General features: G+C 71.1%; 13 protein-coding genes. 6 read left to right on the top strand and 7 right to left on the bottom strand.

Annotated features, from left to right (window positions below; genetic code table 11):
* Positions 1 to 78: 78 nt before the first annotated feature.
* Positions 79 to 1,389, bottom strand: a complete 1,311-nt coding sequence (locus tag AB0I04_RS35865) for a DivIVA domain-containing protein (protein ID WP_360894912.1) — start codon at positions 1,387 to 1,389, stop codon at positions 79 to 81.
* Positions 1,390 to 1,627: 238 nt separating this feature from the next.
* Positions 1,628 to 2,056, bottom strand: a complete 429-nt coding sequence (gene mce, locus AB0I04_RS35860; RefSeq protein WP_360894911.1) for a methylmalonyl-CoA epimerase — start codon at positions 2,054 to 2,056, stop codon at positions 1,628 to 1,630.
* 85 nt (positions 2,057 to 2,141) lie between these two features.
* Between mce and AB0I04_RS35855 the strand changes: the two genes are divergently transcribed.
* Both AB0I04_RS35855 and meaB read left to right on the top strand, forming a co-directional pair.
* The gene (locus AB0I04_RS35855; protein ID WP_360894908.1) at positions 2,142 to 3,356 is read left to right on the top strand and encodes an acetyl-CoA C-acetyltransferase; all 1,215 of its coding nucleotides are present in this window, start codon (positions 2,142 to 2,144) and stop codon (positions 3,354 to 3,356) included.
* Between the two features lie 9 nt (positions 3,357 to 3,365).
* Entirely contained in the window at positions 3,366 to 4,325 is a 960-nt protein-coding gene (gene meaB, locus AB0I04_RS35850) for a methylmalonyl Co-A mutase-associated GTPase MeaB (protein ID WP_360894905.1), read from the top strand.
* Between the two features lie 9 nt (positions 4,326 to 4,334).
* Here meaB and AB0I04_RS35845 read toward each other — a convergent pair whose 3' ends face one another.
* The 5 genes from AB0I04_RS35845 to AB0I04_RS35825 all read right to left on the bottom strand — a co-directional run bounded on the left by AB0I04_RS35845 (position 4,335) and on the right by AB0I04_RS35825 (position 9,767).
* Positions 4,335 to 5,966 (bottom strand): phosphatidylglycerol lysyltransferase domain-containing protein, encoded by a 1,632-nt coding sequence (locus AB0I04_RS35845; RefSeq protein WP_360894902.1) that lies wholly within the window; start codon positions 5,964 to 5,966, stop codon positions 4,335 to 4,337.
* Positions 5,967 to 6,112: 146 nt separating this feature from the next.
* Complete coding sequence (locus AB0I04_RS35840; protein ID WP_360894899.1) at positions 6,113 to 6,799, bottom strand: DUF4230 domain-containing protein; 687 nt, start codon at positions 6,797 to 6,799, stop codon at positions 6,113 to 6,115.
* Between the two features lie 211 nt (positions 6,800 to 7,010).
* Positions 7,011 to 7,784: a DUF2127 domain-containing protein gene (locus AB0I04_RS35835; protein ID WP_360894896.1), complete on the bottom strand. Its 774-nt coding sequence runs from the start codon at positions 7,782 to 7,784 to the stop codon at positions 7,011 to 7,013.
* A gap of 80 nt (positions 7,785 to 7,864) precedes the next feature.
* Positions 7,865 to 9,115 (bottom strand): hypothetical protein, encoded by a 1,251-nt coding sequence (locus tag AB0I04_RS35830; RefSeq protein ID WP_360894894.1) that lies wholly within the window; start codon positions 9,113 to 9,115, stop codon positions 7,865 to 7,867.
* Complete coding sequence (locus tag AB0I04_RS35825; protein ID WP_360894891.1) at positions 9,108 to 9,767, bottom strand: ATP-binding cassette domain-containing protein; 660 nt, start codon at positions 9,765 to 9,767, stop codon at positions 9,108 to 9,110. Before AB0I04_RS35825 ends, AB0I04_RS35830 begins: the two co-directional genes overlap by 8 nt.
* A 279-nt stretch (positions 9,768 to 10,046) precedes the next feature.
* Between AB0I04_RS35825 and AB0I04_RS35820 the strand changes: the two genes are divergently transcribed.
* The 4 genes from AB0I04_RS35820 (at position 10,047) to AB0I04_RS35805 (ending at position 14,180) form a co-directional block, all read left to right on the top strand.
* Positions 10,047 to 10,553, top strand: a complete 507-nt coding sequence (locus tag AB0I04_RS35820; protein ID WP_360894888.1) for a MarR family transcriptional regulator — start codon at positions 10,047 to 10,049, stop codon at positions 10,551 to 10,553.
* A 202-nt stretch (positions 10,554 to 10,755) separates the two neighbouring features.
* Complete coding sequence (locus tag AB0I04_RS35815) at positions 10,756 to 12,423, top strand: methylmalonyl-CoA mutase family protein (RefSeq protein WP_360894885.1); 1,668 nt, start codon at positions 10,756 to 10,758, stop codon at positions 12,421 to 12,423.
* Positions 12,424 to 12,594: 171 nt separating this feature from the next.
* Entirely contained in the window at positions 12,595 to 13,524 is a 930-nt protein-coding gene (locus AB0I04_RS35810; protein WP_360894882.1) for a tetratricopeptide repeat protein, read from the top strand.
* 20 nt (positions 13,525 to 13,544) lie between these two features.
* The gene (locus AB0I04_RS35805; protein ID WP_360894879.1) at positions 13,545 to 14,180 is read left to right on the top strand and encodes a cytidylate kinase-like family protein; all 636 of its coding nucleotides are present in this window, start codon (positions 13,545 to 13,547) and stop codon (positions 14,178 to 14,180) included.
* The last annotated feature ends 29 nt before the right edge of the window (positions 14,181 to 14,209 follow it).

The following is a 14,209-nucleotide window of genomic DNA, read 5'->3' as shown; positions in this document are numbered from 1 at the left end:
TGCACCGATCCGCGGTGACGCAGGTCACCGCGGATCGGTCATCGCCTGCAGCCCAGCGGAGCCGACCGTCAGGTCAGCTCACTCCTGCCACCAGTCGTCGTCATCGTCCTTCTTCTTGGCCTCCGCCGGCGGCGGGGTGGCCGCGGCGGGTGCCGGCTTGGGTGCGGGCTTCGGCTCGGCCGGAGCGATCGCGGGCTTCTCCGGCGGGGCGGAGATGGCCTCGTCGCCTCCGCCGCCGCCCAGCGGCGCGGAGACGCCGCCGATGAGCTGACGCAGCTGGTTGAGGTGGCTGGTGATGCTGTCGCGCTGGCGCGTGAGCTCGTCCACCTGACGCTGCGCGGTGGTGCGCATCTTCTCGGCTTCGTTCTTGGTCTCGGTGAGCAGCTGCTCGGCCTGGGACTTCGCCTCGGCGATGATCTGCTCGGAGCTCTTGCGGGAGTTGGCGACGAGCTGCTTGGCGTGGTTGTCGGCCTCGCGGCGCGTCTGCTCGGCCTGCTGGGTCGCCTTGGTGGCCCGCTGCTCGGCGGACGCGGCGCGCTGCTCGGCCTCGGCGACGAGCTTCTGGGTGGCGCTCTGCGCCGCCGCGTGCCGCTCGGTGTCCTGCCGCTCGGCCTCTTCGCGCCGGGCGGCCAGCTGGATCTCGAACTCGGCCTCGGCCTGAGCCCGCTGCGCATCGCTCTCCTCGAGGATGCGCTGGGCCTGGGCCCGCATCTCGTCGGCCTGGCGCTTGGCCGTGGTGAGGATCTCGTCGCGCTCCCGCTTGGTGGACGCCCGCAGCTGGGCGACCTCCCGCTCGGTGGTGGTGCGCAGCTTGGCGATCTCACGCTCGGCGCCGGCGCGCTTCTCGGCGACCTCGTGGTCGGCGGTGGCGCGCAGCTTCGCGACCTCGCGCTCGGTCGTGGAGGTCAGCTCGTCGGCGTGCCGGCGAGCCGTCGTGCGTACCTCCTCGGCCTCGCGCTCGGCGGTCTGACGCATGTCGTCGCCCTCGCGCTTGGCGGTGGCGCGGACGTCGGACGCTTCGCTCTCCGCGGCGGCGCGCAGCTCCGCTGCGTCGACCTTGGCGGCGGCCTTGATCTCGTTGGCCTCCGTGCGGGCGGCCTGGACGAGCTCGGTCGCCTGCTCCTCGGCGAGGCGCAGCAACTGCTCGATGCGCGCGCCGAGACCGGAATAGGTGGGTCGCTCCTGCTCCTGGAGCTGGCGATGCGCGTCGGAGAGCTCGCGCTGCAGCGCCTGTGTCTGCTCGCGGCTCTGTCGGACCTCGCCGTCGAGCTGCTTGATGTGCTCTTCGACCTGGTGCCGGTCGTAGCCGCGCAGCACCACGTCGAACTCGCGTGGGGGCGTGCTGTCTTCGAAGAAGTTGCTGAGCTGGGCGTCGATGTCGGACTGCATGAGGCTCAATCCTGCTGTGACGAGACGGCTACAAGTGGTGGAGGTACCAGACGATGGCCGCACGAGTACTGCGTGTTACGGGGTAAGGCACGGGCGGGACCACTTTCCGGCGACAGCAGAGTACTCCGGACACTGCCGTGTTGGGGGCTCAACTTTACGTCCTGGGCAGTTTGTCGTGATTGTCAGAGCCCATGTAGCGCCCGGGTAAGGCAACCGTCCGTGGTGTCGAGCCTTGAGGTCAGTGCTCGCGCGGTCGCGCCTGGACGAGTTCGGTCAGCACGCCGCCGACGTCCTTGGGGTGCAGGAACGCGATCGACGCTCCCATGGAGCCGTGCCGGGGACGCTCGTCCAGTAGCCTGACGCCCTTCGCCCCGATGGCCTCCAGCGCCGCCGTCACGTCGTCCACGCCGTATCCGACGTGGTGCACGCCTTCTCCCCGTTTCGCCAAGAACTTCCCCACCGGCGTATCGGCGTGCAGCGGCTCCAGCAGCTGGACGTACGACGAGCCCGCGGGCCCGTCGGCGACGTGGAGCATCGCCTCCTTGACCCCCTGCTGCTCATTGACCTCCCGGGACACCACGATCAGACCGAACGTGCTCTCGTAGAAAGCGATCCGCTCCTCCAGATCATGGCATGCGATCCCGACATGATCGATCCGCGTGAGCATGGCGCCGACCTCCCTGGAAAGTCCTGGCTTCCTTATGGGTATGTTGGCAAACGTCGCCCCCATCATTCGCGGAGGTCTCGTTCCCATGGCCGGATCCGTCATCGTCGCCGGAGCGCGGACGCCCATCGGGCGCCTGCTCGGCTCTCTCAAGGACTTCGCAGCGGTGGACCTCGGCGCGATCGCCATCCGGGCCGCCCTCGAGCGCGCCGGCCTCACCGGCGACCAGGTCGACTACGTCATCATGGGCCACGTGCTGCAGGCGGGCGCAGGGCAGATCCCGTCCCGCCAGGCCGCCGTCAAGGCCGGCATCCCCATGAACGTCCCCTCCCTGACGATCAACAAGGTCTGCCTGTCCGGCCTGGACGCCATCGCCCTCGCCGACCAGCTCATCCGGGCCGGTGAGTTCGACGTCGTGGTCGCGGGCGGCATGGAGTCGATGACCAACGCCCCGCACCTGCTGCCGAAGGCGCGCCAGGGCTACAAGTACGGCTCGATCGAGGTGCTCGACGCCACGGCCCACGACGGCCTCACCGACGCCTTCGACGGCGTCTCGATGGGCGAGTCGACCGAGCGGTACAACGCGAAGCTGGGCATCTCCCGCGAGGAGCAGGACGAGTTCGCCGCCCGTTCGCACCAGCGGGCCGCCGACGCGATCAAGAACCAGCTGTTCGACGACGAGATCGTCCCGGTCGAGATCCCGCAGCGCCCGGGGGCGGCGGGGCGCAGCCAAGGGGGTGGAAACCGGCGCGACCCGGTCGTCTTCTCCGCCGACGAGGGTGTGCGCGCCGACACGACGGCCGAGTCCCTCTCGCGCCTGCGGCCGGCCTTCAGCAAGGACGGCACGATCACCGCCGCCTCGTCCTCGCAGATCTCCGACGGCGCGTGCGCGGTCGTCGTCATGTCCAAGGCCAGGGCCGAGGAGCTCGGGCTGACCTGGCTGGCCGAGATCGGCGCGCACGGCAACGTCGCCGGTCCGGACAACTCCCTGCAGTCCCAGCCCTCCAACGCGATCAAGCACGCGCTCGGCAAGCAGGGGCTGACCGTCGGCGACCTGGACCTCATCGAGATCAACGAGGCGTTCGCGTCGGTGGGCATCCAGTCGATGCGCGACCTCGGCGTCGACGCGGGCAAGGTCAACGTCAACGGCGGGGCCATCGCGCTGGGGCACCCGATCGGAATGTCGGGCGCCCGGATCGTCCTGCACCTGGCGTACGAGCTGCGCCGCCGGGGCGGCGGGATCGGCGCCGCCGGGCTGTGCGGGGGCGGCGGTCAGGGCGACGCCCTCATCCTGAAGGTTTGAGGGCACGGGGTGGCGCGCAACGTCGACGTCGAGGATCTGGTCGAGCGGGCGAGGAAGGGCCAGCCGCGCGCGCTGGCGCGGCTGATCTCCCTGGTGGAGAACGCCTCGCCGCAGCTGCGTCCCATCATGGCCGCGCTGAACCCGCTCGCCGGCCGCGCCCGGGTCGTCGGCCTGACCGGCGCGCCGGGCGTCGGGAAGTCCACGTCGACCGGCGCGCTGGTCACGGCGTTCCGGAAGCGCGCGTTGCGCGTCGGCGTGCTGGCGGTCGACCCGTCGTCCCCGTTCACCGGCGGCGCGCTGCTGGGCGACCGCGTCCGGATGCAGGACCACGCCGCCGACTCCGGCGTGTTCATCCGCTCGATGGCCAGCCGCGGCCACCTCGGAGGCCTGTCCTGGGCGGCCCCGCAGGCCATCCGCGTGCTCGACGCGGCGGGCTGCGACGTCGTGCTCGTGGAGACCGTCGGGGTCGGTCAGGCTGAGGTGGAGATCGCCTCGCTCGCGGACTCGACGATCGTGCTGGTGTCGCCGGGCATGGGCGACTCCATCCAGGCCGCCAAGGCGGGGATCCTGGAGATCGCCGACGTCTTCGTGGTCAACAAGGCCGACCGGGACGGCGCCCAGCAGACCGTACGCGACCTGCGCAACATGATCGCGCTGGCCGGTGACGTGGGATGGAAGCCGCCGATCGTGCCGACCGTCGCGGTCAAGGGCGAGGGCGTCGACGACGTCGTACGGAGGCTGGACGAGCACTACGCGTGGATGGAGGAGTCCGGCGAGCTCCAGCGGCGGCGGCTGGCCCGGGTCCGCGACGAGATCGAGGCCATCGCCGTCACCGCGCTCCGCGAGCGCATGGGCGACCTGCACGGCCACCAACGCCTCGACGTCCTCGCCGGAAAGGTCCTGTCCGGCGACTGCGACCCCTACTCCGCCGCCGACGAGCTCATCGCGGGCCTCACGAACGACAACTGATCCGGCCGGTCACCGGGACGGCGAGGCGACGTAGCCGTCCTCGGGGAGCGGGTCGGCCGCCGGACTCGACTCCGTACGGGGCGGGTGGCGGTGGCCGAACTCCAGGGTGAGCAGCGCCGCCGCGACGGGTACGAGGCTCGCCCACGACGGGAAGGCCACCGCGCGCGGCACGTACCGCGGCCGGAACTTCCGGTTGAACAGGTACAGCGACTCCACCTTGATGAACGGGTCGAGCAGGTGGATCAGGCGGTAGCCGCTCTGTTCGAGGAGCCCGCGCTCGGCGGTGTCGAACAGTTCGCGGAACGCCGCGAAGTTGAGGGACACCTCGTCGATGCCGCTTTCGCGCGCGTACGCCATGACGTCGGCGATCATGCGCTCGTTCAGCCCGTTCGGGGCGTCGGGTACGCGGCGCATCGCGTCGAGGGACAGCCGGCGTCCGCAGGCGCTCGGCAGGTACCGCTGGAAGCCGATGGACGCGCCCTCGGCGTCGCGGGCGACCACGATGACCGAGGAGGCGTGCCGGCCGGTCAGCAGGTCGTCGAGGTTCATCGAGAAGCCGCGCTCGTCCGTGCCGCCCATGGCCTCGGTGGCCACCGCCTGGAGCCGGGCGCGCTCGTCGGCGCTCAGGTCGCCTTCGCGCACGACCTCGGTGGTCACGCCCGCGTTGCGGGTGCGCTGCACCGCCTGCCGGACGTTGCGCATGCTCCGGCCGCTCAGGCCGAACTCGGTCGGGGTAAGGACGACCTCGTCGCCGATGCCGATCGAGCGCAGGCCGTACGGGCGCCACAGGTCGAGCAGGTCGCCGCGGGCGGCGAGCACGGCCATCCGCCACCCGGAGCGCTCGGCCATCGCGGCGAACTCGGCTACGGCGGCCGGGTAGGAGCGCGGGTCGCCGGCCGGGTCGCCGCCCGCGACGGCGACGCCGTACAGCACGCGGTACCCGATGACGGCGCGCCGGTCTGGGCTGAAGACGTACGACTTGTCACTGCGCAGCACGAAGGGGGCCAGCGTGTCGGAGCCCTCGTCGTCGACGAGGCGTGCCGCCTCGGCGCGCTCGTGTTCGGAGCCCGCCGGCGGCGGTGGCGCGGGCGTGAGCATGGTGACCAGCATGGCGAGCAGCCCGCCGCCGCCGACCAGGCTCAGGCTGGCCTCGAACCAGTGGTCGGCCGAGCCGGCGAAGTGGACCGGGCCGGGGCCCGAGGCGGTCAGGCCCGCGAGGAGCTCACGGCCCGCGTCGCCGGGCGTGGGCCCGGGGCTGATCTGGTGCCACTGGAGGATCATGACCGCGAGGCCGTACGCGATCGCGAGGCCGTACGTGATGGCGCCGGCGCGGACGGCGGTGCGCACCCGGCTGGGCGAGGCCGTGAACTCCCCGCGGAAGCGGATGAACGCGGTGAACGCCGCGACGAGGAGCATGAGGCGGCCGAGCTGCCGGGTGTTGAGGGCGTCCAGGGTCGACAGCCCGGTGAGCAGGAGGACGACGTAGTAGGCGACCCGGCGGCGCAGGAGCACTCCGCGCGCGGTGGCGAGGAGGATCAGCGCCAGGAGGAACTCCTGGCCGTTCGGGAAGAGCTCGCCGATGACGAGATGGGCCGGACGTTCGGGCGTGGAGCCGCCCAGGGCCGGGAGTGCGACGGCCACCGAGGCCGCCGCGATGGGAATGGCGAGCGGCCAGGTGGGTCTGCGATGAAGTGTTGACGTGCCTGCCACGGACACAGCGATCACCCCGGTTTATCCGTAACCGGCCCTTATTTCTTGCTATTCCCCGGTGGGCCGTCTCGATAAGATCACGGCGCTGTGGCGTAAGTCACCGTAACGTTTTTGAAGCCCAAACCCCGCAGCAGGTTCGTGATCATTTGCTTGGTGTTCTCGTCGGCCCGCGCCGCCAGGCCACTGGCCCCGGCCGCGTCCTGGATCTTCTGCGCCGCCAGCTGGTACAGCTGCTGCTGCTGATTCGGGTTCGAGCTGAAGAAATCGCCGATTCGGTCGAACAGACCGCGTTCCTGAGCGAAGACATAACTGTGTTTCGGATCGAGATTGGTCTTCTCGAGCCGGGCGTGCGGCAGCCGGATCGTCACCGACGTGCGGTTCTTGTCCGTGGCCACCGCCCCGTTGCCCAGGTGCGAGAAGTCGACGTAGGAGTCGACGCTCCCCGTGCCCACGAACAGCGTCCGCCGACCCCGGACCTGGCTGGGCAGGAACTGCGCGTCCTTCTCCAGGTCCACGACGACCTGGAACTGGCCCGTCGCGGCCTCGTACCGGGAGATGTTCTGGATCGACTGCAGGACGGCGGGCCCGCTGCGGTCCTTCGTCTGCTCGCTGAACGGGTCGAGCCAGTGCGGGAGCGCGTGCACCGCCTGCAGCGCGGCGTACGCCAGCGCGACGAGCACGACGAGAAACGCGATCAGGCGAAGGCCCGGCCGCCGCGGCTGCCGGGAGGACGGCTCGTCCTCGGGGGCTTCCGGTCGCACCATTCGTCTCACCTCTGGGGGGTTCGGCTAACACCGGATTACCCCGAAGAAGCCGGCTCATCCCACGGCGGGGCAGTGATCAATAGCGCAGCCCGTACCCGTTTGGGGAAGGGCCGATGATGATCACCGGCGGCCGGCCGCCGGGCTGCCGGCCGAAGACCACCTCGGCGGCCGCGCGGTGCGGCGGCCGCGTGCGAGACGTCGGCGGACGCGGCTATCCGGCGGTCTCGGCGTGCGGGGAGACCGCCGCCTGCTCGACCTCGATCAGCGACTCGCCGCGCCGCTTCGCCTCGTAGGCCTCCTTGCCGCCGCGGATGCCGAAGAGCCGCTTCGAGATCAGGAGGTACAGGACCAGCCCGACGTTGATCGCCAGCGCGCCGATGCGGACGGCCGTGATGCGCTCGGTGAGCTCGTAGATCTCCAGCGGCAGGCCGAACGACGTGGCGACCACCGCGAAGTACTCGCCCCACCGCTGGCCCAGCCACAGGCCGACCGCCTCGATCAGCTCGATCACGGCGTACGCCAGCAGCCCGATCGCGAACCAGGTCAGCGTGGTCGCCTTCAACGTGAAGACATGGTGGATGCTCTCGACGATGCGTGAGTGGTCGAGGTCCCAGCCGACCTGATTGGCGAGGGGTTTCAACAGCGGGACGTCCTTCTCGAACGCCCGCTGGATCGAGCCGCGGTTGGCCGAGAAACGCCACACGCCGTACGCCGCCGCGACGATCAACAGGCCCCGGATCACCCGCTCGAGCGCGAAGAAGCGCATCAGCAGCTGGTCGCGCAGCTCCCGGCCCCGCATGACGAGCGGGGCGTGATCGGCGGGGCCCCGGCCGTGTGGCTCGCCGTGGACGTAGGTGCCGCAGCGCAGGCAGCGCCACGCCTCACCGGCGGGCGTGGCGACATGCAGCCGGTCGCGCAGCGCCGGCTCGTCGGGGGCAAAGGTGACGTGCCCTTTGCGGGCACACTTCAGCAGGCTCCAGTCCACGGCCCGACGATAGTGAATACCGGGGGAAAGAGCACGTTAGTCGCAGTGTTTGTGACTCAACGTGACGCCCCTCGCTCACGTCACCGCTCGTGGAAGTCTCTGCCACGCAGGGTGCAGGCGTGGTAGCGAGCGTAGCGGATGCGCAGCCATCGGCGCCGGCGCTGTTCGTCCCAGCGGGCGAAGGTGCGGGCGGTCACGGCGTCGTCGAGCCGTGGCGGGCCCTCGTCGAGCAGCCATGCCGAGACGAGCGCGCTGTAGCGCGCGCCGAGGGCGTGCCGAGGGTCGCCGCAGGTCCGCGCGTCGAGCAGGCTGATCTCGATCTCCTGCGCCGCGCGGTGCGCGTACCCGGGGGACAGGTCGCTGAGGTGGATGTAGACGACGCCGTGGCCGGGGCGAGGGAAGTCGTCGTCGGGCCGGTGCTCGACGCGGACGAAGCGGCCCGGCGTGCCGCTCAGCCGCGCGGCGAGGGGGGTCAGCGCCGCCTCCAGCGACGGCAGGGCCGTTTGCAGGGCGGGGTGCACGCAGACCGTGAGCGGCCACTGGCGGCAGGAGTACGCGAAGGCGCGCGGCACGGCGGCCGGGGTGCGCTGCTGCCCGTGCAGCCACAGGGTGGTGCCCGTGACGACGCCCGCCGCCGCGATCGTCGGCAGTGCCAGCCAGGCGTGCCGGGTCAGCGCCCACAGGTAGCCGGCGACCAGGACGGTCCCCAGCCCGAGCGACCACAGGGCCTGGGCCGCGAGCAGTTCGGTACGCAGTGCGGCGAACAGCCCCACGTGCCCCACTCCCGGGGGTGGCAGCAGGTCCGCCCACGGCTCGGGGCGGGCGGCCGCCCACAGGTAGGTGACCACCGCGACGACCGGAACCGTCGGCAGGCGCGGGACAAGGCGGCCGGCGAGATAGCCCACGACGGTGTACACCAGCAGCGTGAGCGCGCCGGCGAGCGGCCCGATCGGCTTCGGATGGCCGGCCTCCACGTGGATCATCGTCTTGGCGGCCACGACCGCGGCCACGACGGTGTAGGCGCAGAGCGTGACGATCCCGAGCAGGAGAAGGTCGAGCAGGGGACCCAGGGCGGGTGAGCGGGCGGTCAGCCCTCGCAGGTAGTCCAGGCGATGCTCGCGCAGGGCCACCCACGCGGCGAACCCCGCCGACGCCGGACCCAGCAGGCACACCGACGAGAACAGCGCCGCGACGGCGTCGTCCCAGTAGGCGACACCCGGCAGCATCGCCCGCCAGGCCGCCACGGCACCGAGGAACGCCAGCGCCGGCACGGCCAGGAACAAGGCCGTACGACGCGCGTCGATCCGCAGCACCCGCCCAAGGTCAGACACCGGCCGGCACCCGCGCCCCGGGGAGGCGGACGCACGGCGACTCGATGAGGCGCCCCCGGACCATGCCGAAACTCAGGTCGCACCACCCCGTGAGCTCCGCGGGATCGGCGGCCGTGACCACCACGGCCGGGGCGAGGCCCCGCAGCAACGGGATCAGCTCTTCGCGCTCGGAATCGCCGATGCCGGTGAGTGGCTCGTCGAGAAAGACGAGCTCCGGCTCGTGCACACACGTGGCCGCCAGACCGGCGCGCAACCGCATATCTTGCGGGAGCATGTCCATTTCGATCGACGCCGCATCGCTGAGTCCGAATCGCTCCAGAATCGCGTCGACCGCCCGGCGGGGTGTGCATTTGTAGTAGGACGCGTAGGCGACGAAGTCGTGGGTCGACAACCCCGACGCCCACGCGAATCGCGCGGGCAGCAGCCCGATCCGGGCGCGCGCCGCGCGCCGCCCGGCCCGCCGGCTCACGTCGTGGCCCAGCACCTCCAGGTCGCCCCTTGACGGGCGTCGCAGGGTCGCCAGTGTCTCCAGCAGCGCCGACCTGGCAGGCCCGGCCGGGCCGGTCAGGCCCACGACACCGTGTGTCACCTCGAACGTGGCGGGACGCAGCAACCACCGCCTGCCGCGGCGGATCCCCAGGTCCCGTGCCACGATCGCGGAAAAATCCCCGATCATAATTACCCCCCGAATTGGCGACGCGTGCGCGAGGGCCGGGGGCGATCACCGCGCTGAACGGTTGCGTGGACGCCCCTCTTTGCCGTCGTCCGCACGCGTCGACAATGGAACTATAACTTGCCTTGATGATGAGTGTCAGCGTTCCTTTGTCGGCCGCCGGGATTGCGGCTGATTCGCGGTGATTAGCGGGGCGGACACGTCGATATCAAGCGTGATTCGGCGGATCCGGGGCCGGTCAGGCGATAGCGTAGGTGAGTGGCAAAGCCGCTCAACCTGCCTTTCGATCCGATCGCCCGTGCCGGAGATCTCTGGGAGCGTCGCTGGGGGCGGTCGCCCGCCATGCTCGCGGTGACCTCGATCATGCGGGCGCAGGCCATCCTGATCGCCGAGCTCGACGCCCTGCTGAAGCCGTACGGCCTCACCTTCGCCCGGTACGAGGCCCTGGTGCTGCTGACGTTCAGCCGTAAGGGCGCGCTGCCCCTGTCGAAGATGGGCGAGCGGCTGATGGTGCACCCGACGAGCGTCACCAACACGATCGACCGGCTGGAGCGCCAGGGGTACGTCCGGCGCCGCCCCAACCCCCGCGACGGCCGCGGCGTGCTCGCGGAGATCACCGACAGCGGCCGGGAGACGGTCGAGCGCGCCACGGCGGACCTGCTCGCCGCGGACTTCGGCATGGGCGCGTACGGCGACGGCGAACTGGATCAGATCGTCGACGTACTGCGCGGCCTCCGCGTCGCCGTCGGCGACTTCGAGGACTAGAAGCCGCTCACGCCCTGCTTGACCGCGCTCGCTCCGCGAGCGCGGTTCGCGGCGCCCCACGCGCCGTCCTCCCTCGTCTGGTCGCCGCTCCCGTCGCTCCTCAGTCCAGACGACGCGCGCCGCTCACGGGGAGTGGGAGTGGTGGCCGGCTAGATACTAGGACATCCTAGTATCTAGGGAGTCATCGGCCTGAGGAGCGCTCATGGAGATCCGGGACATCGAAGAGGGCCGCCGTCGCTGGCAGGAGCGGTATGACGCCTCCCGCCGACGCGACGCGGACTTCACCACGCTCTCCGGCGTCGAGGTCGAGCCGGTGTACGGGCCGCCCGCCGCGGACCCGCGGTTCGAGCGCATCGGCTGGCCGGGGGAGTTCCCCTACACGCGCGGCCTGTACGCCACGGGCTACCGCGGGCGCACCTGGACGATCCGGCAGTTCGCGGGGTTCGGCAACGCCCGGCAGACCAACGAGCGCTACAAGATGATCCTCGGTGCGGGCGGTGGCGGCCTGTCGGTCGCCTTCGACATGCCGACGCTCATGGGCCGCGACTCCGACGAACCGAAGTCGCTCGGCGAGGTCGGCCACTGCGGCGTGGCCATCGACTCCGCCGCCGACATGGACGTCCTGTTCGACGGCATCCCGCTGGGCGACATCACGACGTCGATGACGATCTCCGGGCCCGCAGTGCCGATCTTCTGCATGTACCTCGTGGCGGCGGAGCGTCAGGGCGCCGATGTCCACGGCCTCGACGGCACGCTGCAGACCGACATCTTCAAGGAGTACATCGCGCAGAAGGAGTGGCTGTTCGCGCCGGAGCCGCACCTGCGCCTCATCGGCGACCTGATGGAGTTCTGCGCCGCCGAGATCCCCGCCTACAAGCCGCTCAGCGTCTCCGGCTACCACATCCGGGAAGCCGGTTCCACGGCCGCTCAGGAGCTGGCGTTCACGCTCGCGGACGGCTTCGGGTACGTCGAGCTGGGCCTGTCGCGCGGGCTGGACGTCAACGCCTTCGCTCCCGGCCTGTCGTTCTTCTTCGACTCGCACGTCGACTTCTTCGAGGAGATCGCGAAGTTCCGGGCCGCGCGGCGGATCTGGGCGCGCTGGCTGCGCGACGTGTACGGCGCGACGTCGGAGAAGGCCCAGTGGCTGCGGTTCCACACCCAGACCGCCGGGGTGTCGCTGACCGCCCAGCAGCCCGACAACAACGTCGTGCGTACCGCCATCGAGGCCCTCGCCGCCGTGCTCGGCGGCACGAACTCCCTGCACACCAACGCCCTCGACGAGGTCCTCGCCCTGCCGAGCGAGAAGGCCGCCGAGATCGCCCTGCGCACCCAGCAGGTGATCATGGAGGAGACCGGCGTGGTCAACGTCGTCGACCCGCTCGGCGGCTCCTGGTACGTCGAGGCGCTCACCGACCGCCTCGAAGAGGAGGCCGAGCGCATCTTCGTGCGGATCAAGGACATGAGCCCGGACGGCTCCATGACCGGCGGCATCCTGCGCGGCATCGAGGACGGCTGGTTCATGGCCGAGATCGCCGACGCCGCGTTCACGTACCAGCAGCAGCTGGAGAAGGGTGAGAAGAAGATCGTCGGCGTGAACTGCCACACCCAGGGCATCGAGGAGCCGCTGGAGATTTTGCGGGTCGGCCACGAGGTCGAGCGGGAGCAGAACCGCCTCCTCGCGGAGCGGCGCGGGAGCCGGGACCGCGCGGCCGTCGAGGCGGCGCTGCGGCGAATGATCGAGGTGGCCCGGACCGACGACAACCTGATCCCCGCCATGCTGGACGCGGTACGGGCCGAGGCGACCCTCGGCGAGATCTGCGGCGTGCTGCGGGAAGAGTGGGGCGACTACTCCGAGCCCGCCCGATTCTGACGACCGGTTGCTCCGAGCCCGCCGGTTCCCGGCGACCGGCCCGGCCCACCCCCCGGTGACGTGGGAGGTTCTCCGCGGCCGCGGCTCATCCGCGCGGCTGTGGAGACGGCTTGATCGATCACCTGGCGGGCGCGCGTATTCGTTCGGCGGCGCATGCGGCAGGATGGACTCATGACGTCATCGGACTTCTCGTTGCACGGTGCGATCGACCTCGGTGCGCGACGTGCCGCGGCTCAGAAACAGCAGCAGCGTGCCGCCTCGGGTTCCTCGGGGGACTCGGGAGGCTCTCCTCACGTCATCGACGTTACCGACGCGACGTTCAACACCGAGGTCGTCGAGCGGTCGCGCAGCGTCCCGGTGCTCATCGACTTCTGGGCCGACTGGTGCGAGCCGTGCAAGCAGCTCGGCCCCATCCTGGAGAAGCTCGCGGGCGAGGCGGCCGGCAGCTGGGTGCTCGCCAAGGTCGACATCGACGCGAACCCCGCCCTGGCCCAGCAGCTCTCCCGGATGGGCGTCCAGGGCATCCCGTTCGTGGCGGCCGTGGTCGCGGGCCAGATGCTGCCCGTCCTCAACGGCGCCGCACCCGAGTCGCAGGTGCGCCAGGTGCTGGACCAGCTGTTCGAGGCGCTCCGCCAGCAGGGCCTGCTGCCCGAGGGCGCCGGGCCCGAGGCCGCCGAGCAGCCGGCCGCCGATCCGCTGGAGATCGAGGCGGAGGCCGCTCTCCAGCGGGGCGACCTCGACGCGGCCGGCGCGGCTTTCGGCCGGATCCTGGAGACCAGCCCGAACGACCCGTTCGCCAAGAGCGGCCTGGCCCTCGTCGAGCTCCAGCGCCGTACGCAGTCCTACGACCCGGCCACCGTGCGCAAGGACGCGGCCGAGCGCCCCGGGGACGCGGCCGCCCAGGCCAAGGCGGCGGACCTGGAGCTGGTCGAAGGACGGGTCGAGGAGGCCTTCGACCGGCTCATCGGCACCGTGCGCCGCACCTCCGGGGACGAGCGGGATACCGCCCGCAAGCACCTGGTCGCGCTGTTCGAGGTGTTTCCGCCGGACGACCCGCGCGTGGGCCACGCCCGGCGAAAGCTCGCCTCGGCGCTCTTCTAGGGTCGTGAAATGAGCGTGTGATGGCCGTAGTCGTCACGATCTCCGCGGCGTTCGGGGCCGGTGGCAGCGTCATCGGTCCCGCCGTCGCAGAGCGCCTCGGCGTGCCGTTCGTCGACCGGGCCATCCCCTACACCGTGGCCGCCGACATCGGCTGCTCGCTGGAAGAGGCGCTCGTCCACGACGACCGCGCCGAGCACGGTCTCGGCCGCATCCTGGCCAACGCCGCACGCCTGCCGAACGTCACGCTCGGCGGCATGGACGTCTACCTGCCGCAGCGCGGCGTCGTCCCCGAAGAGGAGTTCGTCACCCGCACCGAGCAGGTGATCGAGGAGGTCGCCGACCGAGGCGAGGGAGCGGTGATCCTCGGCCGCGCCGCGCAGATCGTGCTCGCCGGGCACCCCGCGACGCTGCACGTCCGGCTCGACGGCCCCCGCGAACGGCGGATCGCCCGCATCGAGGAGTCCCTGGAGGTCTCCGCCGAGGAGGCCGAGCGCCTCCTGGACGACAACGACCGGGCGCGCACCGCGTACGTCAAACACTTCTACCGGGCAGACCCGGCGGATCCCGGGCTTTATCATCTGGTCATCGACAGTACGCGGCTGGCCGCGGCGGCCTGCGCCGACATCGTGGTGACGGCTGCACACGCGATCAGCTGACCTCACCATCACCTCCGCACGCAGGGATG

It is taken from the genome of Actinoallomurus sp. NPDC050550, assembly GCF_040655075.1.
Taxonomy (GTDB): Bacteria; Actinomycetota; Actinomycetes; order Streptosporangiales; family Streptosporangiaceae; genus Actinoallomurus.
Note: the sequence above shows the minus strand (reverse complement) of the source record. Positions and strands in the feature narration are given on the sequence as shown.

Bases quoted from the DNA above. Each gene is read 5' to 3' on its own strand.
- AB0I04_RS35865 (WP_360894912.1), bottom strand. From the start codon at position 1,389: ATGCAGTCCGACATCGACGCCCAGCTCAGCAACTTCTTCGAAGACAGC.
- mce (WP_360894911.1), bottom strand. From the start codon at position 2,056: ATGCTCACGCGGATCGATCATGTCGGGATCGCATGCCATGATCTGGAG.
- AB0I04_RS35855 (WP_360894908.1), top strand. From the start codon at position 2,142: ATGGCCGGATCCGTCATCGTCGCCGGAGCGCGGACGCCCATCGGGCGC.
- AB0I04_RS35840 (WP_360894899.1), bottom strand. From the start codon at position 6,799: ATGGTGCGACCGGAAGCCCCCGAGGACGAGCCGTCCTCCCGGCAGCCG.
- AB0I04_RS35815 (WP_360894885.1), top strand. From the start codon at position 10,756: ATGGAGATCCGGGACATCGAAGAGGGCCGCCGTCGCTGGCAGGAGCGG.
- AB0I04_RS35810 (WP_360894882.1), top strand. From the start codon at position 12,595: ATGACGTCATCGGACTTCTCGTTGCACGGTGCGATCGACCTCGGTGCG.
- AB0I04_RS35805 (WP_360894879.1), top strand. From the start codon at position 13,545: ATGGCCGTAGTCGTCACGATCTCCGCGGCGTTCGGGGCCGGTGGCAGC.